Origin of the sequence: Pseudomonas sp. URMO17WK12:I7 (assembly GCF_003269045.1) — a bacterium.
GTDB lineage: Bacteria > Pseudomonadota > Gammaproteobacteria > Pseudomonadales > Pseudomonadaceae > Aquipseudomonas > Aquipseudomonas putida_J.
The window spans coordinates 1-21,493 of the sequence record NZ_QLTL01000012.1 but is presented as its reverse complement, the minus strand read 5'-3'; the positions used below and the strand labels follow the sequence as shown (position 1 = coordinate 21,493).

34 protein-coding genes are annotated in these 21,493 nt (G+C 58.1%); 1 reads left to right on the top strand and 33 read right to left on the bottom strand.

What is annotated here, in order from left to right:
* Nucleotides 1-16: 16 nt before the first annotated feature.
* A complete protein-coding gene (locus H040_RS17390; RefSeq protein ID WP_027917840.1) occupies nt 17-559 on the bottom strand; it encodes a single-stranded DNA-binding protein in 543 nt (180 codons plus the stop codon).
* 9 nt (nt 560-568) lie between these two features.
* Nucleotides 569-1,963 carry an MFS transporter gene (locus H040_RS17385; protein WP_027917841.1) on the bottom strand — a complete coding sequence of 465 codons (1,395 nt, stop codon included), beginning with the start codon at nt 1,961-1,963 and terminating at the stop codon, nt 569-571.
* Nucleotides 1,964-2,092: 129 nt separating this feature from the next.
* Here H040_RS17385 and uvrA point away from each other — a divergent pair, with 129 nt between their 5' ends.
* A complete protein-coding gene (uvrA, locus tag H040_RS17380) occupies nt 2,093-4,927 on the top strand; it encodes an excinuclease ABC subunit UvrA (RefSeq protein WP_027917842.1) in 2,835 nt (944 codons plus the stop codon).
* A gap of 72 nt (nt 4,928-4,999) precedes the next feature.
* Here the strand turns inward: uvrA and bfr are convergent, their stop codons facing one another.
* From bfr to H040_RS17225, 31 genes are all read right to left on the bottom strand, one after another.
* Entirely contained in the window at nt 5,000-5,464 is a 465-nt protein-coding gene (bfr, locus tag H040_RS17375) for a bacterioferritin (RefSeq protein ID WP_003257116.1), read from the bottom strand.
* A 164-nt stretch (nt 5,465-5,628) separates the two neighbouring features.
* Nucleotides 5,629-7,068, bottom strand: a complete 1,440-nt coding sequence (locus H040_RS17370) for a catalase (protein WP_027917843.1) — start codon at nt 7,066-7,068, stop codon at nt 5,629-5,631.
* A 172-nt stretch (nt 7,069-7,240) separates the two neighbouring features.
* On the bottom strand, nt 7,241-7,627 hold the full coding sequence (gene rplQ, locus H040_RS17365) for a 50S ribosomal protein L17 (protein WP_003255451.1): 387 nt from the start codon (nt 7,625-7,627) through the stop codon (nt 7,241-7,243).
* A gap of 42 nt (nt 7,628-7,669) precedes the next feature.
* Nucleotides 7,670-8,671, bottom strand: coding sequence for a DNA-directed RNA polymerase subunit alpha (locus tag H040_RS17360; protein WP_003255452.1), 1,002 nt, complete (start codon nt 8,669-8,671; stop codon nt 7,670-7,672).
* A 22-nt stretch (nt 8,672-8,693) separates the two neighbouring features.
* Nucleotides 8,694-9,314, bottom strand: a complete 621-nt coding sequence (gene rpsD, locus H040_RS17355; RefSeq protein WP_027917844.1) for a 30S ribosomal protein S4 — start codon at nt 9,312-9,314, stop codon at nt 8,694-8,696.
* 15 nt (nt 9,315-9,329) lie between these two features.
* Nucleotides 9,330-9,719, bottom strand: a complete 390-nt coding sequence (gene rpsK / locus H040_RS17350; RefSeq protein WP_003255454.1) for a 30S ribosomal protein S11 — start codon at nt 9,717-9,719, stop codon at nt 9,330-9,332.
* A gap of 18 nt (nt 9,720-9,737) precedes the next feature.
* Nucleotides 9,738-10,094 carry a 30S ribosomal protein S13 gene (gene rpsM, locus H040_RS17345; RefSeq protein WP_003255457.1) on the bottom strand — a complete coding sequence of 119 codons (357 nt, stop codon included), beginning with the start codon at nt 10,092-10,094 and terminating at the stop codon, nt 9,738-9,740.
* A 131-nt stretch (nt 10,095-10,225) separates the two neighbouring features.
* Nucleotides 10,226-10,342 (bottom strand): 50S ribosomal protein L36, encoded by a 117-nt coding sequence (rpmJ, locus tag H040_RS17340; RefSeq protein ID WP_002555468.1) that lies wholly within the window; start codon nt 10,340-10,342, stop codon nt 10,226-10,228.
* A gap of 28 nt (nt 10,343-10,370) precedes the next feature.
* The gene (secY, locus tag H040_RS17335; RefSeq protein ID WP_016393394.1) at nt 10,371-11,702 is read right to left on the bottom strand and encodes a preprotein translocase subunit SecY; all 1,332 of its coding nucleotides are present in this window, start codon (nt 11,700-11,702) and stop codon (nt 10,371-10,373) included.
* Nucleotides 11,703-12,137, bottom strand: a complete 435-nt coding sequence (rplO, locus tag H040_RS17330; protein WP_003255461.1) for a 50S ribosomal protein L15 — start codon at nt 12,135-12,137, stop codon at nt 11,703-11,705. It lies immediately after the preceding gene.
* Between the two features lie 3 nt (nt 12,138-12,140).
* Nucleotides 12,141-12,317, bottom strand: coding sequence for a 50S ribosomal protein L30 (gene rpmD / locus H040_RS17325; RefSeq protein WP_003255463.1), 177 nt, complete (start codon nt 12,315-12,317; stop codon nt 12,141-12,143).
* A 2-nt stretch (nt 12,318-12,319) separates the two neighbouring features.
* The gene (rpsE, locus tag H040_RS17320) at nt 12,320-12,820 is read right to left on the bottom strand and encodes a 30S ribosomal protein S5 (protein WP_003255465.1); all 501 of its coding nucleotides are present in this window, start codon (nt 12,818-12,820) and stop codon (nt 12,320-12,322) included.
* Nucleotides 12,821-12,823: 3 nt separating this feature from the next.
* On the bottom strand, nt 12,824-13,174 hold the full coding sequence (rplR, locus tag H040_RS17315; protein ID WP_003255467.1) for a 50S ribosomal protein L18: 351 nt from the start codon (nt 13,172-13,174) through the stop codon (nt 12,824-12,826).
* Nucleotides 13,175-13,184: 10 nt separating this feature from the next.
* Nucleotides 13,185-13,718, bottom strand: coding sequence for a 50S ribosomal protein L6 (rplF, locus tag H040_RS17310; RefSeq protein WP_027917845.1), 534 nt, complete (start codon nt 13,716-13,718; stop codon nt 13,185-13,187).
* Nucleotides 13,719-13,730: 12 nt separating this feature from the next.
* Nucleotides 13,731-14,123 carry a 30S ribosomal protein S8 gene (gene rpsH / locus H040_RS17305; protein ID WP_009681971.1) on the bottom strand — a complete coding sequence of 131 codons (393 nt, stop codon included), beginning with the start codon at nt 14,121-14,123 and terminating at the stop codon, nt 13,731-13,733.
* Nucleotides 14,124-14,332: 209 nt separating this feature from the next.
* On the bottom strand, nt 14,333-14,638 hold the full coding sequence (rpsN, locus tag H040_RS17300) for a 30S ribosomal protein S14 (protein WP_012316516.1): 306 nt from the start codon (nt 14,636-14,638) through the stop codon (nt 14,333-14,335).
* Between the two features lie 13 nt (nt 14,639-14,651).
* Nucleotides 14,652-15,191: a 50S ribosomal protein L5 gene (gene rplE / locus H040_RS17295; protein ID WP_003255474.1), complete on the bottom strand. Its 540-nt coding sequence runs from the start codon at nt 15,189-15,191 to the stop codon at nt 14,652-14,654.
* A 20-nt stretch (nt 15,192-15,211) separates the two neighbouring features.
* A complete protein-coding gene (gene rplX / locus H040_RS17290; protein ID WP_003255476.1) occupies nt 15,212-15,526 on the bottom strand; it encodes a 50S ribosomal protein L24 in 315 nt (104 codons plus the stop codon).
* 11 nt (nt 15,527-15,537) lie between these two features.
* Complete coding sequence (gene rplN / locus H040_RS17285) at nt 15,538-15,906, bottom strand: 50S ribosomal protein L14 (RefSeq protein WP_008089810.1); 369 nt, start codon at nt 15,904-15,906, stop codon at nt 15,538-15,540.
* A 23-nt stretch (nt 15,907-15,929) separates the two neighbouring features.
* Nucleotides 15,930-16,196 (bottom strand): 30S ribosomal protein S17, encoded by a 267-nt coding sequence (gene rpsQ, locus H040_RS17280; protein ID WP_008089812.1) that lies wholly within the window; start codon nt 16,194-16,196, stop codon nt 15,930-15,932.
* A 2-nt stretch (nt 16,197-16,198) separates the two neighbouring features.
* Nucleotides 16,199-16,390 (bottom strand): 50S ribosomal protein L29, encoded by a 192-nt coding sequence (gene rpmC / locus H040_RS17275; protein ID WP_002555481.1) that lies wholly within the window; start codon nt 16,388-16,390, stop codon nt 16,199-16,201.
* Nucleotides 16,390-16,803: a 50S ribosomal protein L16 gene (gene rplP / locus H040_RS17270; RefSeq protein WP_003255479.1), complete on the bottom strand. Its 414-nt coding sequence runs from the start codon at nt 16,801-16,803 to the stop codon at nt 16,390-16,392. The genes rpmC and rplP overlap by 1 nt, the downstream gene beginning before the upstream one ends.
* A gap of 12 nt (nt 16,804-16,815) precedes the next feature.
* Complete coding sequence (gene rpsC / locus H040_RS17265) at nt 16,816-17,502, bottom strand: 30S ribosomal protein S3 (RefSeq protein ID WP_003255481.1); 687 nt, start codon at nt 17,500-17,502, stop codon at nt 16,816-16,818.
* 13 nt (nt 17,503-17,515) lie between these two features.
* Nucleotides 17,516-17,848, bottom strand: a complete 333-nt coding sequence (rplV, locus tag H040_RS17260) for a 50S ribosomal protein L22 (RefSeq protein ID WP_003103908.1) — start codon at nt 17,846-17,848, stop codon at nt 17,516-17,518.
* Nucleotides 17,849-17,859: 11 nt separating this feature from the next.
* Nucleotides 17,860-18,135: a 30S ribosomal protein S19 gene (rpsS, locus tag H040_RS17255; RefSeq protein ID WP_003255482.1), complete on the bottom strand. Its 276-nt coding sequence runs from the start codon at nt 18,133-18,135 to the stop codon at nt 17,860-17,862.
* A gap of 16 nt (nt 18,136-18,151) precedes the next feature.
* On the bottom strand, nt 18,152-18,976 hold the full coding sequence (rplB, locus tag H040_RS17250; RefSeq protein ID WP_003255483.1) for a 50S ribosomal protein L2: 825 nt from the start codon (nt 18,974-18,976) through the stop codon (nt 18,152-18,154).
* 14 nt (nt 18,977-18,990) lie between these two features.
* Complete coding sequence (rplW, locus tag H040_RS17245) at nt 18,991-19,290, bottom strand: 50S ribosomal protein L23 (RefSeq protein ID WP_003255484.1); 300 nt, start codon at nt 19,288-19,290, stop codon at nt 18,991-18,993.
* Nucleotides 19,287-19,889, bottom strand: a complete 603-nt coding sequence (gene rplD / locus H040_RS17240; protein WP_027917846.1) for a 50S ribosomal protein L4 — start codon at nt 19,887-19,889, stop codon at nt 19,287-19,289. Before rplD ends, rplW begins: the two co-directional genes overlap by 4 nt.
* A 12-nt stretch (nt 19,890-19,901) precedes the next feature.
* A complete protein-coding gene (gene rplC / locus H040_RS17235; RefSeq protein WP_027917847.1) occupies nt 19,902-20,537 on the bottom strand; it encodes a 50S ribosomal protein L3 in 636 nt (211 codons plus the stop codon).
* 80 nt (nt 20,538-20,617) lie between these two features.
* Nucleotides 20,618-20,929: a 30S ribosomal protein S10 gene (gene rpsJ / locus H040_RS17230; RefSeq protein ID WP_003186070.1), complete on the bottom strand. Its 312-nt coding sequence runs from the start codon at nt 20,927-20,929 to the stop codon at nt 20,618-20,620.
* A 142-nt stretch (nt 20,930-21,071) separates the two neighbouring features.
* Nucleotides 21,072-21,493, bottom strand: a 422-nt coding sequence (locus tag H040_RS17225) for an EF-Tu/IF-2/RF-3 family GTPase (protein WP_112312872.1), incomplete at its 5' end; no start/stop codon positions are given.

The following is a 21,493-nucleotide window of genomic DNA, read 5'->3' as shown; positions in this document are numbered from 1 at the left end:
ACGCCAGACCGTTCAATCAGAACGGAATATCGTCATCAAAGCTGTCAAAGTCAGCCGCCGGCTGCGGTGCTGGCTGCTGCGGCGCAGGGCGCTGTTGCTGCTGCGGACGCTGGGCCTGCTGGCGTGGCGGAGCCTGGTTGTACTGTTGCTGCTGGCCGCCACCGTAGTTGCCGCCACCCTGGTTGTACTGATCGCCGCCGCCTTGCTGGCCCTGCGGACGGCCGCCAAGCAGCTGCATGGTGCCGTTGATGTCGACGATGATCTCGGTGGTGTAGCGCTTGATGCCGTCTTTTTCCCACTCGCGGGTCTGCAGCTTGCCTTCGATGTAGCACTGCGAACCTTTGCGCAGGTACTCGCCGGCGATTTCGGCAACCTTGCCGAACAGCGACACACGGTGCCACTCGGTACGCTCGACCTTCTGACCCGACTGCTTGTCGGTCCACTGCTCGCTGGTGGCCAGGCTCAGGTTGGTCACGGCGTTACCGTTGGGCAGGTAGCGGACTTCGGGATCCTGGCCACAGGTGCCGACCAGAATGACTTTGTTAACCCCACGGGCCATAACGTTCTCCTAGGCTTCGCACGCCGAAGAGGCTGGATTCACCAGTCGCTCGAGGGTCGCACGGTCCAAAATTTTCGTATCCAGTTTGATATAGATGGCGGCTTCATCTGCCACCACCACGGCGTCGGTCACACCCGGCACGGCCATCAGGCGCTCGGTCAAGCCGGCTTCCCGAACTGCCTCTGGCGTCAGCGGCATGCGCAGGCTGGTCACATAGGGTGGCTCGTTCATGCGCAAGGCGACGACCAACCAGATGGCACACAGGATTGCGCAACCAAGGAACACCAGGTTCAGCCCGCCGTGCTGGAACAGCCAGCCACCGAGGATTCCTCCAAGAGCGGCACCGAGGAACTGGCTGGTGGAATACACCCCCATCGCCGTCCCCTTGCCGCCAGCAGGCGACACCTTGCTCACCAGCGAAGGCAACGAAGCCTCCAGCAGGTTGAATGCGGTAAAGAATACCACGGTGCCAATCACCAGTCCGCGCAAACCGTCAGCCCACTGCCAGAAGAATACCTCCGTCAGCAGCAGGACACTGACCGCACCCGCCAACACACGTTTCATCTTGCGCTTTTTTTCGCCGTAGATGATGAACGGGACCATTGCAAAAAATGAGATGAACAGCGCGGTCAGGTACACCCACCAGTGCTGCTCTTTCGGCAGGCCGCCGCGCTCGACGAAGGCCAGCGGCAGTGCGACGAAGCTGGCCATGAGGATGGCGTGGAGGATGAAGATACCCACATCCAGGCGCAGAAGGTCCGGATGGCGCAGGGTCGGGCCGATGGCCTGGCGCGCCACACCCGATTCGCGGTGCTGCAAGATGCTGTGGGTATTGGGCACGACAAAGGCAATCAGCAGGATGCCGACCAGGGCAAGTCCGGCAGTGGCCAGGAACAAGCCTGACAAACCAAAGGCACTTGTCAGCAATGGGCCGACGACCATGGCCACGGCGAACGATAACCCGATGCTCATGCCGATCATGGCCATGGCCTTGGTCCGATGTTGCTCGCGGGTCAGATCGGACAGCAGTGCCATGACCGCAGCGGAAATCGCCCCGGCGCCCTGCAGGATTCGCCCGGCGATCACGCCCCAGATGGAGTCTGCCTGGGCTGCCAGTACGCTGCCCAGGGCAAAGATCAGCAGACCCAGGTAAATCACCGGGCGGCGGCCGATGCGGTCGGAAATCATCCCGAAGGGGATCTGCAATACTGCCTGGGTCAGGCCATAGGCGCCAATGGCCAGGCCAATCAGCGCGGGCGTGGCGCCGGCCAGGTCCATGCCGTAGGTGGCCAGCACCGGCAAGACCATGAACATGCCCAGCATACGAAAGGCAAAGACCAGGGCCAGGCCGCCAGCAGCGCGGGTTTCGCCGCTGCTCATGCGCTCGTTGTGGGTGTCGTGCATGGATAAACCTCGTGTGAACCGGCGGCGATTCTATCAGTCCGACAGCTTGACGGCATCTACGCGACGCTTTGCCGCGTACTGGCAGCGCGCCGTATACTTCCTTGTTTATGCCCGCCGAGCGAGGCCGCAGTGGACAAGATCCTGATTCGTGGGGCTCGAACCCACAACCTGAAGAACATCGACCTGACTCTGCCGCGGGACAAGCTGATCGTGATCACCGGCCTGTCCGGATCCGGCAAGTCGTCCCTGGCGTTCGACACCCTCTATGCCGAAGGCCAGCGCCGCTACGTGGAGTCGCTGTCAGCCTATGCCCGGCAGTTCCTGTCGATGATGGAAAAACCTGACGTCGACACCATTGAAGGACTGTCGCCGGCCATTTCCATCGAACAGAAGTCGACCTCGCACAACCCGCGCTCGACGGTCGGCACCATCACCGAGATCTACGACTACCTGCGCCTGCTGTATGCCCGCGTCGGTACGCCGCGCTGCCCGGACCACGACATTCCGCTGGAAGCGCAAACGATCAGCCAGATGGTCGACCTGGTGCTGGAGCGCCCGGAAGGCAGCAAGCTGATGCTGCTGGCGCCGGTGGTGCGCGAGCGCAAGGGTGAGCACCTGGCGGTGTTCGATGAACTGCGCGCCCAGGGCTTCGTCCGCGCGCGGGTCAACGGCAAGCTCTATGAGCTCGACGAACTGCCCAAGCTGGACAAGCAGAAGAAGCACAGCATCGACGTGGTAGTGGACCGTTTCAAGGTCCGCGCCGACCTCCAGCAGCGCCTGGCCGAGTCATTCGAGACCGCACTGAAGCTGGCAGACGGTATTGCCCTGGTGGCGCCAATGGATGACGAGCCCGGCGAAGAGATGATCTTCTCGGCACGCTTCGCCTGCCCGGTGTGCGGCCATGCGATCAGTGAGCTGGAGCCGAAGCTGTTCTCGTTCAACAACCCGGCCGGTGCCTGCCCGACCTGCGATGGCCTGGGGGTCAAGCAGTTCTTCGACACCAAGCGCCTGGTCAACAGCGAGCTGACCCTGGCCGAAGGCGCCATTCGCGGCTGGGACCGGCGCAATGTGTACTACTTCCAGATGCTCGGCTCGTTGGCCGCGCATTACGGCTTCAGCCTCGAGGAGCCGTTCGGCGAACTGTCGGCCGAGCATCAGAAGGTCATCCTGCAGGGTAGTGGCAAGCAGAGCGTCGACTTCAAATACCTCAATGACCGCGGTGACATCGTCAAGCGCTCGCACCCGTTCGAAGGCATCGTGCCGAACCTGGAGCGCCGCTACCGCGAGACCGAGTCGGCCACCGTGCGTGAAGAGCTGGCCAAGTTCCTCGGCACCCAGCCCTGCCCGGATTGCCGCGGCACCCGCCTGCGCCGCGAAGCCCGCCATGTGTGGGTTGGCGAGAAGACCCTGCCAGCGGTGACCAACCTGCCGATCGGCGAAGCCAGCAACTACTTCGGCGAGTTGACCCTGACCGGCCGGCGCGGCGAAATCGCGGCGAAAATCCTCAAGGAAATTTGCGAGCGACTGCAGTTCCTGGTCAACGTCGGCCTCGACTACCTGACCCTGGACCGCAGCGCCGATACGCTGTCCGGTGGTGAAGCCCAGCGTATCCGCCTGGCCAGCCAGATCGGCGCAGGCCTGGTCGGGGTGATGTACATTCTCGATGAACCGTCCATCGGTCTTCATCAACGCGACAACGACCGCTTGCTGGCCACCCTCAATCACCTGCGTGACCTGGGCAACACCGTGATCGTGGTGGAGCACGACGAGGACGCCATCCGCCTGGCGGACTACGTGGTCGACATCGGCCCGGGTGCTGGTGTGCACGGCGGCCAGATCGTCGCCGAGGGCTCACCGCAGGAGGTCATGGACCACCCAGACTCACTGACCGGCAAGTACCTGTCCGGGCGCAAGAAGATCGCCGTGCCGGCCAAGCGCACCCCACGCAACAAGAAGCTGCAGCTCAAGCTCAAGGGCGCGCGTGGCAACAACCTGCAGAACGTCGACCTGGAAGTGCCGATCGGCCTGCTGACTTGTGTCACCGGCGTGTCTGGCTCGGGCAAGTCGACGCTGATCAACAACACCCTGTTCCCTCTCGCCGCCACCGCCCTAAACGGCGCGAGCAGCCTGGAAGCCGCGCCGCACAGCAGCATGGACGGCCTGCAGCACCTGGACAAGGTGGTGGATATCGACCAAAGCCCGATCGGACGCACCCCGCGCTCGAACCCGGCGACCTACACCGGTATCTTCACACCAATCCGCGAGCTGTTCTCCGGCGTGCCGGAATCCCGGTCGCGCGGCTACGGCCCGGGGCGTTTCTCGTTCAACGTCAAAGGCGGCCGTTGCGAAGCCTGCCAGGGCGACGGCTTGATCAAGGTGGAAATGCACTTCCTGCCAGACATCTACGTGCCCTGCGACGTGTGCAAGAGCAAGCGCTACAACCGCGAAACCCTGGAGATCAAGTACAAGGGCAAGAACATCCACGAGGTGCTGGAAATGACCATCGAGGATGCCCGCGAATTCTTCGATGCAGTGCCGGCGCTGGCGCGCAAGCTGCAGACGTTGATGGACGTGGGCCTGTCGTACATCAAGCTGGGGCAGTCGGCGACCACCTTGTCCGGTGGCGAGGCGCAGCGGGTGAAGCTGTCCCGTGAGTTGTCCAAGCGCGATACCGGCAAGACCTTGTACATTCTCGACGAACCGACCACCGGCCTGCACTTTGCCGATATCCAGCAACTGCTGGATGTACTGCATCGCTTGCGTGACCACGGCAACACAGTGGTGGTGATCGAACACAACCTGGATGTGATCAAGACGGCAGACTGGTTGGTGGACCTTGGGCCGGAAGGCGGTTCCAAGGGTGGGCAGATCATCGCCTGCGGTACCCCGGAAGAACTGAGCAAGATGAAACAGTCGTATACCGGGCATTACCTCAAGCCACTGCTGGAGCGTGACCGAGCCTGAGTGCCGTCACTGGCATGAAAAAGCCCCTGGTACCGTTGGTGCCAGGGGCTTTTTCGTGAAGCTGTGGATAACTTACATCTGCGACTGCAGGTAGTTTTCCAGGCCAATGGCCTTGATCAGGCCCTGCTGCTTTTCCAGCCAGTAGGTGTGATCTTCTTCGGTGTCTGCCAGCTGCGCGCGCAGGATGTCGCGGCTGATGTAGTCCTTATGCAGTTCGCACAGCTCGATGCCTTTGCACAGTGCGCCACGCACCTTGTACTCGAGCTTGAGGTCGGCCTCGATCATTTCCGGCACGGTGCTGCCAACTTCCAGATCGTCCGCGCGCATGTCGGGAGTGCCTTCGAGCATCAGGATACGGCGCATCAGGGCATCGGCGTGCTGCGTTTCTTCTTCCATCTCGTGGTTGATACGCTCGTAGAGCTTGGACAAGCCCCAGTCTTCGTACATGCGCGAGTGGATGAAGTACTGGTCGCGCGCGGCCAGTTCGCCCTTCAGCAACGTGACGAGGTAGTTGATTACGTCCGGGTGACCTTGCATCGCCCTGCTTCTCCCTGTGAAAACGGCTTGATGCACATAGTGTGAACCAGCTTTTGCGCGCGGTCACTGAAAAACGCGCAATCAGAAGCAAAAAATCGGTTAAACAGTAGTGATATTCATTGAAAAACCGCCCAAATGAGGGCGGTTCTTCTTATCACTTCGACTTAGGCGAGACTCACGCCCAACGCCTTGGCGATGCCTTCGCCATAGGCCGGGTCGGCCTTGAAGAAATACTGCAACTGGCGCTGGATCACGTCTTCGCTGACGCCTGCCATGGTTCCGGCGATATTGCTGATCAGCAGTGCCTTCTGTTCGTCGCTCATCAGGCGGAAGAGTGCACCGGCGTGGCTGTAGTAGTCCCTATCCTCGCGGTGCTCGTGTCGATCAGCGGCACCGCTCAGGGCCAATGCAGGCTCGGCGTGGCGTGGCGACTGTTTCGGTGCGTCGGCGTAGCTGTTGGGCTCGTAGTTAGGCGCACTGCCGTAGCTGCCCATGGCCATCGAACCGTCACGCTGGTAGCTGTTCACCGGGCTGCGCGGGGCATTCACCGGCAGTTGCTGGTGGTTGGTGCCCACACGGTAGCGGTGTGCATCGGCGTAAGCGAATACGCGGCCTTGCAGCATGCGGTCAGGCGACAGGCCGACACCCGGGACCATGTTGCTCGGGCCGAACGCTGCCTGTTCCACTTCGGCGAAGTAGTTGAGCGGGTTGCGGTTGAGTTCCAGCACACCCACTTCGATCAGTGGATAGTCTTTCTGCGACCAGGTTTTGGTCACGTCGAACGGGTTTTCAGCGCGGCTGGCCGCCTCGGCCTCGCTCATCACCTGGATGCATACGGTCCAGCGTGGGAAGTCGCCACGCTCAATGGCTTCAAACAGGTCACGCTGGGCGTAGTCCGGATCGGTCCCGGCCAGGCGTGCCGCATCGGCCGGGGCCAGGTTCTTGATACCTTGCTGGGTCTTGAAGTGCCATTTGACCCAGGTGCGCTCGCCTTGGGCATTGATCAGGCTGTAGGTGTGGCTACCGAAACCGTGCATGTGCCGGTAACCGTCCGGGATGCCCCGGTCTGAGAACAGGATGGTGACCTGGTGCAGGGCCTCGGGCGAGTGCGACCAGAAGTCCCACATCATCTGCGCGTTCTTCAAATTGGTTTGCGGGTGGCGCTTCTGGGTGTGGATAAAATCCGGGAACTTGAGCGGGTCGCGGATGAAGAACACTGGCGTGTTGTTGCCAACGATGTCCCAGTTGCCTTCCTCGGTGTAGAACTTCACCGCAAAGCCACGTGGGTCGCGCTCGGTATCCGCCGAGCCTCGCTCACCGCCGACCGTAGAAAAGCGCAGGAATGTCTCGGTCTGCTTGCCGATCTGCTCGAACAGCTTGGCGCTGGTGTATGAGGTGATATCGCGGGTAACGGTGAAAGTGCCGTAGGCGCCCGAACCTTTGGCGTGTACACGGCGCTCAGGAATGTTCTCACGGTTGAAGTGAGCGAGCTTCTCGATCAGATGGAAGTCATCGAGCAGCAGTGGGCCGCGTGGGCCGGCGGAACGGGAATTTTGGTTATCGGCTACAGGTGCACCGCTGGCGGTGGTGAGAATCTTGCTCATGGGCTCTCCTTATCGGTCTTCGAGTGCTGGCTAAACGGCTTGATAAAGAGTATCGACGAGCGGTCACCTCAGAACAAATTCATTACATGACTCGCATCAATAGAAATTAACAATACATGCAGACACAAAAAACCGGGCACTAGGCCCGGTTCTTTGTAGCAGACAGAACGTCTTACTCAGCAGCTTCTACAGCACCGCCGACCGGACGATCAACCAGCTCGACGTACGCCATAGGCGCGTTGTCGCCAGCGCGGAAACCGCACTTCAGGATGCGCAGGTAGCCGCCCTGACGGGTGGCGTAACGCTTGCCCAGGTCGTTGAACAGCTTGCCAACAGCGGACTTCGAACGGGTACGGTCGAAGGCCAGACGACGGTTAGCAACGCTGTCTTCCTTGGCCAGGGTGATCAGCGGCTCGGCAACGCGGCGCAGTTCCTTGGCTTTCGGCAGGGTGGTTTTGATCAGCTCGTGCTCGATCAACGACACTGCCATGTTCTGGAACATAGCCTTGCGGTGAGAGCTGGTACGGCTCAGGTGACGTCCACTTTTACGATGACGCATGATTCATTCCTTACCAAACACTACGTTCGGTGATTACGACGATCAGGCGGTCGCCTTGTCGTCTTTCTTAAGACTTGCAGGCGGCCAGTTGTCGAGGCGCATGCCGAGAGACAGACCACGAGAGGCCAGGACGTCCTTGATTTCAGTCAGGGACTTCTTGCCCAGGTTAGGAGTCTTCAACAGCTCTACTTCGGTACGCTGAATCAGGTCGCCGATGTAGTAGATGTTCTCCGCCTTGAGGCAGTTGGCCGAACGTACAGTCAGTTCCAGGTCGTCAACCGGGCGCAGCAGGATCGGATCGATCTCGTCTTCCTGCTCGACTACGACAGGCTCACTGTCACCCTTGAGGTCGACGAACGCGGCCAGCTGCTGTTGCAGGATGGTCGCAGCGCGGCGGATAGCCTCTTCAGGATCCAGGGTGCCGTTGGTTTCCAGATCAATGACCAGCTTGTCCAGGTTGGTACGCTGTTCAACACGGGCGTTCTCGACCACATAGGCGATACGACGCACCGGGCTGAACGAAGCGTCCAGCTGCAGACGGCCAATGCTACGGCTTTCGTCTTCGTCGGTTTGACGGGAGTCAGCCGGCTCGTAACCGCGACCACGAGCTACGGTGAGCTTCATGTTCAGGGCGCCGTTGGACGCCAGGTTCGCGATTACGTGATCGGGGTTGACGATCTCGACATCGTGATCCAGCTGAATATCGGCAGCGGTAACCACCCCCGAACCCTTTTTCGACAAGGTCAGCGTAACTTCGTCACGACCGTGCAGTTTGATAGCCAGGCCTTTCAGGTTCAACAGGATTTCAATTACGTCTTCCTGAACACCTTCGATCGCGGAGTACTCATGGAGTACGCCATCGATCTCGGCCTCGACTACTGCACAGCCAGGCATGGAGGACAACAGGATGCGGCGCAGCGCGTTGCCCAGGGTATGGCCGAAACCACGCTCGAGAGGCTCGAGCGTAATCTTGGCGCGGGTCGGACTGACTACCTGCACATCAATATGGCGGGGAGTCAGGAACTCATTTACCGAAATCTGCATGGATGCACCTATTTTCTAGCCCTTACTTGGAGTAGAGCTCGACAATCAGGTTTTCGTTGATGTCGGCAGACAGATCGCCACGAGCTGGAACGTTCTTGAAAACGCCCGACTTCTTAGCGGAATCTACGTCTACCCACTCAACGCGGCCACGCTGGGCGCACAGTTCAAGGGCTTGAACAATGCGCAGCTGGTTCAGCGACTTCTCGCGAACCGCGACCACGTCACCCGGACGAACTTGGTAGGATGGAATGTTTACAGTCTTACCGTTGACGCTGATCGCTTTGTGCGAAACCAGCTGACGGGACTCGGAACGAGTCGAGCCGAAGCCCATACGGTAAACGACGTTATCCAGACGGCACTCGAGCAGTTGCAGCAGGTTCTCACCGGTTGCGCCTTTTTTCGAGGCAGCAGCTTGGTAGTAACCGCGGAACTGGCGCTCCAGAACACCGTAGATACGACGGACTTTTTGTTTCTCGCGCAGCTGGGTACCGTAGTCGGACTGACGGCCACGGCGCTGGCCGTGGATACCTGGGGCTGCTTCGATGTTGCACTTCGATTCCAGAGCGCGAACGCCGCTCTTCAGGAACAGGTCGGTGCCTTCACGACGAGACAGTTTGCATTTTGGACCAATGTAACGTGCCATTCTTCTGTCTCCTGATTACACGCGACGCTTCTTCGGCGGACGGCACCCGTTGTGCGGGATTGGCGTCACGTCGGTGATGCTGGCGATCTTGTAGCCGCAGCTGTTCAATGCACGAACGGCGGATTCACGACCTGGACCTGGACCCTTGACGTTGACGTCGAGGTTCTTCAGACCATATTCCAGCGCAGCTTGACCAGCACGCTCAGCAGCAATCTGGGCTGCGAACGGGGTGGACTTGCGCGAACCACGGAAACCCGAACCACCGGAAGTAGCCCAGGACAGTGCGTTGCCCTGACGGTCGGTGATGGTCACGATGGTGTTGTTGAAAGAAGCGTGGATGTGGGCGATGCCATCAACCACTGTCTTTTTGACTTTCTTACGAGGACGAGCAGCAGGTTTTGCCATGTCTATATTCCTGGGCGATTACTTGCGGATCGGCTTACGCGGGCCCTTACGGGTGCGTGCGTTGGTCTTGGTGCGCTGACCGCGAACCGGCAGACCTTTACGATGACGCAGGCCGCGGTAGCAACCCAGGTCCATCAAGCGCTTGATCTTCATGTTGATGTCACGACGCAGGTCACCTTCGGTGGTGAACTTCGCGACTTCGCCACGCAGGGTTTCGATTTGCTCGTCGCTCAGATCCTTGATCTTAGCGGCTGGGTTTACACCAGCGTCTGCACAGATCTTCTGTGCAGTTGTGCGACCGACACCATAGATGTAGGTCAGCGAGATAACAGTATGCTTGTTATCTGGAATGTTGACGCCTGCAATACGGGCCATTCAGTGGGACTCCAATTGACAGCTACCTACGCCCCGGAAGCCAAGAAATAGGGCGCGAGATAATATCGCTGTAGAAACGAATAATCAACCCAGCAGCACACTAGCTGCTGGGTTTGAAACGCAGATCACACTCAGCCTTGGCGCTGTTTGTGACGCGGTTCCGCGCTGCAGATCACTCGTACGACGCCTTCGCGACGGATGATCTTGCAGTTACGGCACAGCTTTTTCACCGATGCACGAACTTTCATTACCGACTCCTCGAACCTTAGGGGCGTATCAGCGCAGCAGACCGCTGCCACCGTAGCCTTTCAGGTTGGCTTTCTTCATCAGGGATTCGTACTGGTGCGAAACGAGGTGCGATTGTACTTGGGACATGAAGTCCATCACAACCACTACCACAATCAGCAACGAGGTCCCGCCAAGGTAGAACGGCACATTTGCTGCCACCACCAGGAACTGGGGCAGAAGGCAGACGGCCATCATGTAAAGAGCACCGAACATGGTCAGACGAGTCAGAACGCCATCAATGTAGCGTGCGGACTGCTCACCAGGACGGATACCCGGAATAAAGGCACCGGACTTCTTCAGGTTTTCCGCTACGTCTTTCGGGTTGAACATCAGCGCTGTGTAGAAGAAGCAGAAGAAAATAATCCCTGCACTAAACAGCAGAATGTTCAACGGCTGACCAGGAGCGATCGACTGCGAGATGTCCTGCAGCCAGCCCATACCTTCGGACTGACCGAACCAGGCACCCAGCGAAGCCGGGAACAGCAGAATGCTGCTCGCGAAAATGGCCGGGATAACCCCCGCCATGTTCACCTTCAGCGGCAAGTGGCTGGTCTGCGCCGCGAAGACCTTGCGGCCCTGCTGACGCTTGGCGTAGTGAACGGCAATACGACGCTGACCACGCTCAATGAACACCACGAAACCGATGATCGCTACTGCAAGCAAACCGATTGCGACCAGGGCGAAAATGTTGATATCGCCTGTGCGTGCAGACTCGAAAGACTGCCCGATTGCTCTCGGAAGACCGGCAACGATACCTGCGAAGATCAACATCGAGATACCGTTACCCACACCGCGCTCGGTGATCTGCTCACCCAGCCACATCATGAACATCGCGCCTGCCACGAAGGTGGAGACAGCAACGACATAGAAGCCGAGGCCCACAGAAAACGCCACGCCCTGGTTGGCCAGGCCAATGGACATGCCAATGGCCTGAACCAGTGCCAGGATAACGGTGCCGTAGCGGGTGTACTGGCTGATCTTGCGACGGCCAGCTTCACCTTCCTTCTTCAACTGCTCCAGTTGCGGGCTGACCGCCGTCATCAGCTGCATGATGATCGATGCCGAAATGTACGGCATGATCCCCAGTGCAAAGATGCTCATGCGCTCAAGCGCGCCACCGGAAAACATGTTGAACAAGCTAAGAATGGTCCCCTCATTCTGCCGAAACAGATCCGCCAGACGGTCTGGATTGATGCCAGGAACCGGGATATGCGCACCTATCCGATAGACGATGATCGCCATGAACAGAAAGCGCAGACGAGCCCAGAGTTCCGACATCCCGCCCTTACCGAGCGAAGAGAGAGCACCTTGCTTAGCCATTTATTCCTCGAATTTGCCGCCAGCTGCTTCGATAGCCGCACGCGCACCCTTGGTGGCTGCGATGCCCTTGATGGTGACTGCGCGAGTAACTTCGCCAGACAGCATGATTTTCACACGCTGAATGTGCTGGTTGATCACGTTGGCATCCTTCAGGGACTGCACGGAGATCACGTCGCCTTCCACTTTGGCCAGTTCGGACAGACGCACTTCAGCGCGGTCCATGGCTTTCAGGGAAACGAAGCCGAACTTCGGCAGACGACGGTGCAGCGGCTGTTGACCGCCTTCGAAGCCAGGAGCGATCGAACCACCGGAACGGGAGGTCTGACCTTTGTGGCCACGGCCGCCAGTCTTACCCAGACCGCTACCGATACCACGACCTGGACGATGCTTCTCGCGACGGGAACCCGGCGCTGGACTCAGATCATTGAGTTTCATCGATTAACCCTCGACCTTCAGCATGTAGTAAGCCTTGTTGATCATCCCGCGGTTCTCGGGAGTATCCTGGACTTCTACAGTGTGACCGATGCGACGCAGACCCAGACCTTTAACGCACAGTTTGTGGTTAGGCAGGCGGCCCGAGACGCTCTTGATCAGCGTTACTTTTACGGTTGCCATGATTAGAAGATCTCCTCAACGCTCTTGCCGCGCTTGGCAGCAATGGACTCAGGAGATTGCATGGCTTTCAGACCCTTGAAGGTGGCGTAAACCACGTTCACTGGGTTGGTCGAACCGTAGCACTTGGCCAGGACGTTCTGAACACCAGCAACTTCCAGGACGGCACGCATAGCGCCGCCGGCGATGATACCGGTACCTTCCGAGGCAGGCTGCATGTAAACCTTCGAGGCGCCGTGGGCAGCCTTGGTGGCGTACTGCAGGGTGGTGCCCTTCAGGTCAACCTGGATCATGTTGCGACGAGCAGCTTCCATGGCTTTCTGGATCGCAGCAGGTACTTCGCGCGATTTGCCACGGCCGAAACCAACGCGACCCTTGCCATCACCTACCACGGTCAGTGCGGTGAAGGTGAAGATACGGCCGCCTTTAACGGTTTTGGCTACGCGGTTAACTTGAACCAGCTTCTCGATGTAGCCTTCGTCGCGCTTTTGATCGTTATTTGCCATAACTTAGAACTCCAGCCCGCCTTCACGAGCAGCATCAGCCAGCGCTTTGACGCGGCCGTGGTACTTGAAGCCGGAACGGTCAAAGGCAACTTGAGATACACCGGCGGCTTTCGCACGCTCAGCTACCAGCTTGCCAACCTTAGTGGCCGCGTCGATGTTGCCAGTGGCGCCATCACGCAGGTCTTTGTCCAAGGTCGAGGCGCTTGCCAGAACCTTGCTGCCGTCGGCCGAAATGACCTGGGCGTAGATGTGCTGCGAGGAGCGGAACACGCACAGGCGCACGACTTCGAGTTCGTGCATCTTGAGGCGTGCTTTGCGAGCGCGACGCAGTCGAATAACTTTTTTGTCGGTCATTTGCTAGGCCCTACTTCTTCTTGGCTTCTTTACGACGGACTACTTCGTCCGCGTAACGCACACCCTTGCCTTTGTAAGGCTCCGGCGGACGGAACCCGCGGATTTCAGCGGCCACCTGACCTACCAGCTGCTTGTCGATACCCTTGATCAGGATGTCGGTCTGGCTAGGCGTTTCAGCGGTGATACCGGCTGGCAGTTCGTAGTCCACTGGGTGAGAGAAGCCCAGGGCCAGGTTCAGGACGGTGCCCTTGGCCTGTGCCTTGTAACCAACACCGACCAGCTGGAGCTTGCGCTCGAAGCCTTGGCTTACGCCTTGGACCATGTTGTTGACCAGAGCGCGGGTAGTACCGGCCATGGCGCGAGCTTGCTGGTCACCATTGCGAGCGACGAAACGCAGTTCACCAGACTCTTCGGTAACTTCAACAGACGAGTGAACGTTCAGTTCGAGAGCGCCTTTGGCACCCTTCACCGAAAGCAGCTGACCTGCGAATTTGACTTCGACACCGGACGGCAGCTTAACGGGGTTCTTAGCGACGCGAGACATGTCTATCCCCCCTTAGAACACTGTGCACAGAACTTCGCCGCCGACACCGGCAGCGCGCGCAGCGCGATCAGTCATCACACCTTTGTTGGTGGAGACAATAGACACGCCCAGGCCGCCACGTACTTTCGGCAGCTCAGCGACGGACTTGTACTGGCGCAGGCCTGGACGGCTGGAGCGCTTCAGTTCCTCGATGACCGGACGGCCTTCGAAGTACTTCAGTTCGATCGACAGGGAAGGCTTGGCTTCACCAGTAACCTGGTAGCCAGCGATGTAACCTTCGTCCTTAAGAACTTTGGCAACCGCAACCTTCAGAGTGGAGGAAGGCATGCTTACGACGGACTTTTCAGCCATCTGGGCATTACGGATGCGAGTTAGCATGTCCGCTAACGGGTCCTGCATACTCATGGGCTAGATGCTCCTGATACAAGAAATATTAGCCTTGCGGCTATCACAACCACCCGAACGGGCAGGGCAAAAAACCCAGGCTCGGGTGAGCCGGTCATTCTAGACACAAGGCAGAAACGAAACAAGCCCCACGAGGGGGCTTGTTTGTTGGCAAGATCACCGGCGGTCGGAAGATCACCCCCCTTCCACCGGGATCACACCTGCAGCAATTACCAGGAGGCTTTGACCAGACCTGGTACGTCGCCGCGCATTGCCGCTTGACGCAGCATGTTACGGCCCAGGCCGAACTTACGGTATACACCGTGAGGACGACCGGTCAGGCGGCAACGGTTGCGCAGACGCGCAGCGCTTGCATCACGTGGCTGCTTCTGCAGAGCGACAACGGCAGCGAAACGCTCTTCTGGAGAGGCGTTCAGGTTGACGATGGTCGCTTTCAGCTCAGCACGCTTTTTGGCGAACTTGGCTACCGTGAGCTGACGCTTCAGCTCGCGGTTTTTCATGCTCTTCTTGGCCATTTTCCTACTCCAATCAGTTGCGGAACGGGAATTTGAATGCACGCAGCAGAGCGCGGCCTTCGTCATCCGAACGAGCAGTGGTGGTCAGGGTGATGTCCAAACCGCGCAGAGCATCGATCTTGTCGTAATCGATTTCCGGGAAGATGATCTGCTCTTTCACGCCCATGCTGTAGTTGCCACGACCATCGAAGGACTTGGCATTCAGGCCGCGGAAGTCGCGTACCCGAGGCAGGGAGATCGCCAGCAGGCGGTCCAGGAATTCGTACATCTTGTCGCTACGCAGGGTCACCTTGACGCCGATCGGCCACCCTTCACGGACTTTGAAGCCCGCGATGGATTTACGAGCGAAAGTCACGACCGGCTTTTGACCGGTGATCTTTTCCAGGTCGGCAACAGCGTGCTCGATGACTTTCTTGTCGCCGATCGCTTCGCCCAGACCCATGTTCAGGGTGATCTTGGTAACGCGCGGAACTTCCATCACGTTCGACAGCTTAAGTTCTTCCTTAAGCTTAGGAGCGATTTCGTTCCGGTAAATCTCTTTCAGTCGTGCCATGGTCTTCTACCTAGCAGTGTTCAAGCATCAACCGCTTTTTGGGTCGACTTGAAGACACGAATTTTCTTACCGTCTTCTACTTTGAAACCAACGCGGTCAGCCTTGTTGGTTTCGCCGTTGAAGATGGCAACGTTGGAAGCGTGCAGAGGCGCTTCTTTTTCGACGATACCGCCCTGAACGCCCGCCATCGGGTTAGGCTTGGTATGACGCTTGACCAGGTTCACACCACCGATGACCAGACGGTCATCAGCCAGAACCTTCAGCACCTTACCGCGCTTACCTTTGTCTTTGCCGGCGATCACGATGATCTCGTCGTCACGACGAATCTTTTGCATGTCGGATCTCCTTACAGCACTTCAGGGGCGAGCGAGACGATCTTCATGAACTTCTCAGTACGAAGTTCACGGGTCACTGGCCCGAAGATGCGAGTGCCGATCGGCTCTTGCTTGGTGTTCAGCAGAACAGCAGCGTTGCCGTCGAAACGAATGATGGAACCGTCAGCGCGACGTACACCGTGACGGGTACGGACGACAACAGCAGTCATCACCTGGCCTTTTTTGACCTTACCGCGCGGAATTGCTTCCTTTACGGTTACTTTGATGATGTCACCGATGCCGGCGTAACGGCGGTGCGAGCCGCCGAGCACCTTGATGCACATGACGCGACGAGCGCCGCTGTTATCGGCCACATCGAGCATGGATTGAGTCTGAATCATAAAATTTCTCCGACCCCTAGCCCTTAGACTTCAACAGCGCGTTCGAGGACTTCAACCAGTGCCCAGGACTTGGTCTTGGCCAGCGGACGGGTTTCACGGATGGAAACCTTGTCGCCGATTTTGCACTGGTTGGATTCGTCGTGCGCGTGCAGCTTAGTCGAACGCTTAACGTATTTACCGTAGATCGGGTGCTTAACGCGACGCTCGATCAGAACGGTGATGGTCTTGTCCATTTTGTCGCTGACGACACGGCCAGTCAGCGTACGGACGGTTTTTTCAGCTTCAGCCATGATCACTTACCTGCCTGCTGGTTAAGCACAGTTTTCACGCGAGCGATGTCACGCTTAACTTGCGAGAGCAGGTGCGACTGCCCCAACTGGCCAGTTGCTTTCTGCATACGCAGATTGAACTGGTCGCGCAGCAAGCCGAGCAGTTGCTCATTCAGTTGCTGTGCAGATTTTTCACGAAGTTCATTCGCTTTCATCACATCACCGTCCGCTTAACAAAGGAGGTGGCGAGAGGCAGCTTTGCAGCAGCCAGGGCGAAAGCTTCGCGCGCCAGCTCTTCAGAAACACCCTCGATCTCGTACAGGACTTTGCCTGGTTGGATCTGGGCAACCCAGTACTCCACGGAACCCTTACCTTTACCCATACGAACCTCGAGAGGCTTCTTGGAGATCGGCTTGTCCGGGAACACACGGATCCAGATCTTACCGCCACGCTTAACGTGACGGGTCAGCGCACGACGTGCGGACTCGATCTGGCGAGCGGTGAGGCGACCGCGAGCAACAGCTTTCAGGGCGAATTCGCCGAAGCTGACTTTGCTACCGCGCAGTGCCAGACCACGGTTGTGGCCAGTCATCTGCTTGCGGAATTTTGTACGCTTTGGTTGCAACATTTGGCGTACCCCTTACTTAGCAGCTTTTTTACGAGGCGCTGGTGCTTGTGGTTTCAGTTCTTCTTGGCGACCACCAATAACTTCGCCTTTGAAGATCCAAACCTTCACACCGATCACACCGTAAGTGGTGTGAGCTTCGTAGGTGTTGTAGTCGATATCGGCACGCAGGGTGTGCAGCGGCACACGACCTTCGCGATACCACTCGGTACGAGCAATCTCAGCACCGCCGAGACGACCGCTCACCTGGATCTTGATGCCCTTGGCACCAATACGCATGGCGTTCTGTACGGCGCGCTTCATGGCGCGACGGAACATTACGCGGCGTTCCAGCTGCTGAGCTACGCTCTGCGCAACCAGCATAGCGTCGAGTTCCGGCTTGCGGATCTCTTCGATGTTGATGTGCACAGGCACACCCATCTGCTTGGTCAGGTCCTGACGCAGCTTCTCGACATCTTCACCTTTCTTACCGATAACGATACCGGGACGAGCGGTGTGGATGGTGATGCGTGCAGTTTGAGCCGGACGATGAATATCGATACGGCTTACGGACGCGCTTTTTAGTTTGTCTTGGAGGTACTCACGCGTTTTCAGATCCTTCAACAGGTAATCTGCGTAAGTAGCACCGTCTGCGTACCAGACGGAGGTGTGCTCCTTGACGATTCCCAGGCGAATGCCAGTGGGATGTACTTTCTGACCCATCTGATCGACTCCGTTACTTGTCCGCAACCTTGACAGTGATATGGCAAGACCGCTTGACGATGCGATCAGCACGGCCTTTGGCACGTGGCATGATGCGCTTCAGCGAACGCCCTTCGTTGACGAAGACGGTGGAGACCTTCAGGTCATCAACGTCAGCGCCTTCGTTGTGTTCGGCGTTGGCAACGGCCGACTCGAGGACTTTCTTCATGATTTCAGCGGCTTTTTTGCTGCTGAAGGCCAACAGGTTGAGCGCTTCGCCCACCTTCTTCCCGCGGATCTGGTCGGCGACCAAGCGGGCTTTCTGGGCGGAGATGCGAGCGCCCGACAACTTAGCGGCTACTTCCATTTCCTTACCCCTTAACGCTTGGCTTTCTTGTCAGCCACGTGCCCGCGATAGGTGCGGGTACCGGCGAACTCGCCCAGTTTGTGGCCGACCATGTCTTCGTTCACGAGAACTGGGACGTGTTGGCGACCGTTGTGTACCGCGATGGTCAGACCGACCATTTGTGGCAGGATCATCGAACGGCGCGACCAGGTTTTAACTGGCTTGCGATCGTTCTTCTCCACCGCCACTTCGACCTTCTTCAACAGGTGAAGATCGATAAAAGGACCTTTTTTCAGAGAACGTGGCACTGTCGTATCCCTCTAGTTACTTGCGACGACGGACGATCATGTTGTCGGTACGCTTATTACCGCGGGTCTTCGCACCCTTGGTTGGGAAGCCCCATGGCGATACCGGATGACGACCACCGGAGGTACGACCTTCACCACCACCATGTGGGTGGTCAACCGGGTTCATGGCAACACCACGAACGGTTGGGCGAACGCCGCGCCAGCGTTTGGCACCAGCTTTACCCAGCGAACGCAGGCTGTGCTCGGAGTTCGAGACTTCACCCAGGGTCGCACGGCACTCAGCCAGGACTTTACGCATTTCACCAGAGCGCAGACGCAGGGTCACGTAGACACCTTCGCGAGCGATCAGCTGAGCCGAAGCACCAGCGGAACGTGCGATCTGAGCACCTTTACCCGGCTTCAGTTCGATGCCGTGAATGGTGCTACCTACTGGAATGTTGCGCAGTTGCAGGGAGTTACCGGCCTTGATTGGGGCCAGGGCACCTGCGATCAGCTGGTCGCCAGCACTCACGCCTTTAGGGGCAATGATGTAGCGACGCTCACCGTCTGCGTAGCACAGCAGGGCGATGTGAGCAGTACGGTTCGGGTCGTATTCGATACGCTCGACAGTGGCTGGAATGCCATCTTTGTCGTTGCGACGGAAGTCGACCAGACGGTAATGCTGCTTATGACCACCACCCACGTGACGAGTGGTAATGCGGCCATTGTTGTTACGACCACCAGACTTCGATTTTTTCTCGATCAGCGGTGCGTGAGGAGCGCCTTTGTGCAGCTCCTTGTTGACCACCTTGACCACGAAACGGCGGCCAGGGGAAGTCGGTTTGCATTTAACGATTGCCATGATGCACCCCTTCCTTACTCAGCACTGCTGCTGAAATCGAGATCTTGGCCTGGCTGAAGGGAGACGATCGCCTTCTTCCAGTCATTACGCTTGCCCAGACCACGTGCGGTACGCTTGGTTTTACCCAGAACGTTAACAGTCGACACGTTTTCAACTTTTACGTTGAACAGGCCTTCGACAGCTTTCTTGATTTCCAGCTTGGTTGCATCGGTAGCAACCTTGAATACGAACTGGCCTTTTTTCTCAGCCAGAACGGTAGCCTTCTCGGAAACGTGCGGGCCAAGGAGGACTTTGAATACGCGTTCCTGGTTCATCCCAGCAGCTCCTCGAATTTCTTCACGGCCGAGACGGTGATCAACACCTTCTCGTATGCGATCAGACTGACCGGGTCGGAACCTTGAACGTCACGTACGTCGACGTGCGGCAGGTTGCGAGCAGCCAGGTACAGGTTCTGATCAACAGCGTCGGAAACGATCAGTACGTCGTTCAGACCCATGCCGTTCAGCTTGTTCAGCAGATCTTTGGTTTTCGGCGCTTCAACAGCGAAGTCCTGAACCACGACCAGACGGTCGCTACGCACCAGCTCAGCGAGGATGGAGCGCAGGGCTGCGCGGTACATCTTCTTGTTGAGCTTCTGCGAGTGATCTTGAGGACGAGCTGCGAAGGTTACACCACCGCCACGCCAGATCGGACCACGGGTGGTACCAGCACGAGCACGGCCAGTACCCTTCTGACGCCATGGGCGCTTACCGCCACCAGCCACGTCGGAACGGGTCTTCTGCTGCTTGGTGCCCTGACGGCCGCCGGCCATGTAGGCCACGACTGCTTGGTGTACCAGCGTCTCGTTGAATTCGCCACCGAAAGCCAGTTCGGAAACTTCGATCGCCTGAGCGTCATTTACATTAAGTTGCATGTCAGTATCCCCTTAACCGCGAGCCTTGACAGCTGGACGTACAACCACGTCGCCGCCAGTAGCGCCAGGAACGGCACCCTTGACGAGCAGCAGGTTGCGCTCAGCGTCTACGCGAACTACTTCCAGGGACTGAACAGTCACGCGCTCGGCGCCCATGTGACCGGACATTTTCTTGCCCTTGAACACACGACCAGGAGTCTGGCACTGGCCGATGGAACCTGGGACACGGTGCGACACGGAGTTACCGTGGGTGTTGTCCTGGCCACGGAAGTTCCAGCGCTTGATGGTACCGGCGAAGCCTTTACCTTTGGACTGACCAGTAACGTCAACCAGCTGGCCTGCAGTGAAGAGTTCAGCTTTGATCGAGTCGCCAGCCTGGAACTCGCCTTCTTCAAGACGGAACTCCCAGACACCGCGACCAGCGGCAACGTTGGCCTTGGCGAAGTGGCCTGCCTGAGCGGCAGTCACACGCGAAGCACGACGCTCGCCGACAGTGACTTGCACTGCACGGTAGCCATCGGTTTCTTCAGTTTTGAACTGGGTGACACGATTCGGCTCGATCTCAATGACCGTGACCGGAATGGAGACACCTTCTTCGGTGAAAATGCGGGTCATACCGCACTTGCGACCGATTACACCAATAGTCATGTTGTAAACCTCATGAGTGTACGGGGCTTTCACCCGCTATGGCCGCCCATTTCAGAGCGTTACACGACTAGACCGAAGTCTTAGCCGAGGCTGATCTGTACTTCCACACCTGCCGCCAGATCAAGCTTCATCAGCGCGTCAACGGTTTTATCCGTTGGCTGGACAATGTCCAGAACACGCTTATGAGTGCGGATCTCGTACTGGTCACGCGCGTCTTTGTTGACGTGCGGGGAAACCAGAACGGTGAAACGCTCTTTGCGGGTAGGCAGTGGAATTGGACCACGCACTTGTGCACCAGTACGTTTCGCGGTTTCCACGATTTCCTGGGTGGATTGGTCGATCAGGCGATGGTCGAAAGCCTTCAACCTGATACGGATTTGCTGATTTTGCATTGGATTTCAGACTCCAGGCTGTTCCCAACGGACGCACTACGCCCGCTAAAAGGAGGCGTGATTCTATAGACGCCCCCATTTAGTGTCAACCCAATAAAAAAAACCCCCGCTGAGCGGGGGTTTTTTTCAATCGGTCGAGTGATTACTCGATGATTTTGGCTACGACGCCGGCGCCGACGGTACGACCGCCTTCACGGATAGCGAAGCGCAGACCGTCTTCCATTGCGATGGTCTTGATCAGGGTAACAGTCATCTGAATGTTGTCACCTGGCATTACCATTTCAACGCCTTCCGGCAGTTCGCAGTTACCGGTCACGTCAGTGGTACGGAAGTAGAACTGAGGACGGTAGCCTTTGAAGAACGGAGTGTGACGGCCACCTTCTTCTTTCGACAGAACGTAGACTTCTGCGGTGAACTTGGTGTGCGGCTTGACCGAACCTGGCTTGACCAGAACCTGGCCACGCTCAACGTCGTCACGCTTGGTACCACGCAGCAGAACGCCGCAGTTCTCGCCAGCACGGCCTTCGTCCAGCAGCTTGCGGAACATCTCAACACCGGTGCAGG

Bases quoted from the DNA above. Each gene is read 5' to 3' on its own strand.
- rplP (WP_003255479.1), bottom strand. From the start codon at position 16,803: ATGTTGCAACCAAAGCGTACAAAATTCCGCAAGCAGATGACTGGCCAC.
- rpmD (WP_003255463.1), bottom strand. From the start codon at position 12,317: ATGGCAACCGTAAAAGTAACGCTGATCAAGAGCGTCTCGGGCCGCCTG.
- rplE (WP_003255474.1), bottom strand. From the start codon at position 15,191: ATGGCACGACTGAAAGAGATTTACCGGAACGAAATCGCTCCTAAGCTT.
- H040_RS17390 (WP_027917840.1), bottom strand. From the start codon at position 559: ATGGCCCGTGGGGTTAACAAAGTCATTCTGGTCGGCACCTGTGGCCAG.
- rplD (WP_027917846.1), bottom strand. From the start codon at position 19,889: ATGCAACTTAATGTAAATGACGCTCAGGCGATCGAAGTTTCCGAACTG.
- rplF (WP_027917845.1), bottom strand. From the start codon at position 13,718: ATGTCTCGCGTCGCTAAGAACCCCGTTAAGCTGCCGTCCGGTGTCGAA.
- rpsM (WP_003255457.1), bottom strand. From the start codon at position 10,094: ATGGCCCGTATTGCAGGCGTCAACATTCCAGATAACAAGCATACTGTT.
- rplC (WP_027917847.1), bottom strand. From the start codon at position 20,537: ATGACTATTGGTGTAATCGGTCGCAAGTGCGGTATGACCCGCATTTTC.
- secY (WP_016393394.1), bottom strand. From the start codon at position 11,702: ATGGCTAAGCAAGGTGCTCTCTCTTCGCTCGGTAAGGGCGGGATGTCG.
- rplN (WP_008089810.1), bottom strand. From the start codon at position 15,906: ATGATTCAGACTCAATCCATGCTCGATGTGGCCGATAACAGCGGCGCT.
- rpsE (WP_003255465.1), bottom strand. From the start codon at position 12,820: ATGGCAAATAACGATCAAAAGCGCGACGAAGGCTACATCGAGAAGCTG.
- rplB (WP_003255483.1), bottom strand. From the start codon at position 18,976: ATGGCAATCGTTAAATGCAAACCGACTTCCCCTGGCCGCCGTTTCGTG.
- H040_RS17360 (WP_003255452.1), bottom strand. From the start codon at position 8,671: ATGCAGATTTCGGTAAATGAGTTCCTGACTCCCCGCCATATTGATGTG.
- rpsJ (WP_003186070.1), bottom strand. From the start codon at position 20,929: ATGCAAAATCAGCAAATCCGTATCAGGTTGAAGGCTTTCGACCATCGC.
- rpsQ (WP_008089812.1), bottom strand. From the start codon at position 16,196: ATGGCTGAAGCTGAAAAAACCGTCCGTACGCTGACTGGCCGTGTCGTC.
- H040_RS17385 (WP_027917841.1), bottom strand. From the start codon at position 1,963: ATGCACGACACCCACAACGAGCGCATGAGCAGCGGCGAAACCCGCGCT.
- rplO (WP_003255461.1), bottom strand. From the start codon at position 12,137: ATGAAACTCAATGATCTGAGTCCAGCGCCGGGTTCCCGTCGCGAGAAG.
- bfr (WP_003257116.1), bottom strand. From the start codon at position 5,464: ATGCAAGGTCACCCGGACGTAATCAACTACCTCGTCACGTTGCTGAAG.
- rplV (WP_003103908.1), bottom strand. From the start codon at position 17,848: ATGGAAGTAGCCGCTAAGTTGTCGGGCGCTCGCATCTCCGCCCAGAAA.
- rpsD (WP_027917844.1), bottom strand. From the start codon at position 9,314: ATGGCACGTTACATTGGTCCAAAATGCAAACTGTCTCGTCGTGAAGGC.
- rplQ (WP_003255451.1), bottom strand. From the start codon at position 7,627: ATGCGTCATCGTAAAAGTGGACGTCACCTGAGCCGTACCAGCTCTCAC.
- rplX (WP_003255476.1), bottom strand. From the start codon at position 15,526: ATGCAAAAGATTCGTCGTGACGACGAGATCATCGTGATCGCCGGCAAA.
- rpsH (WP_009681971.1), bottom strand. From the start codon at position 14,123: ATGAGTATGCAGGACCCGTTAGCGGACATGCTAACTCGCATCCGTAAT.
- rpmC (WP_002555481.1), bottom strand. From the start codon at position 16,390: ATGAAAGCGAATGAACTTCGTGAAAAATCTGCACAGCAACTGAATGAG.
- H040_RS17370 (WP_027917843.1), bottom strand. From the start codon at position 7,068: ATGAGCAAGATTCTCACCACCGCCAGCGGTGCACCTGTAGCCGATAAC.
- rpsN (WP_012316516.1), bottom strand. From the start codon at position 14,638: ATGGCCAAGAAGAGCATGAAAAACCGCGAGCTGAAGCGTCAGCTCACG.
- rpsC (WP_003255481.1), bottom strand. From the start codon at position 17,502: ATGGGTCAGAAAGTACATCCCACTGGCATTCGCCTGGGAATCGTCAAG.
- rplR (WP_003255467.1), bottom strand. From the start codon at position 13,174: ATGACCGACAAAAAAGTTATTCGACTGCGTCGCGCTCGCAAAGCACGC.
- rpsK (WP_003255454.1), bottom strand. From the start codon at position 9,719: ATGGCAAAACCTGCTGCTCGTCCTCGTAAGAAAGTCAAAAAGACAGTG.
- rpmJ (WP_002555468.1), bottom strand. From the start codon at position 10,342: ATGAAAGTTCGTGCATCGGTGAAAAAGCTGTGCCGTAACTGCAAGATC.
- rplW (WP_003255484.1), bottom strand. From the start codon at position 19,290: ATGAACCAGGAACGCGTATTCAAAGTCCTCCTTGGCCCGCACGTTTCC.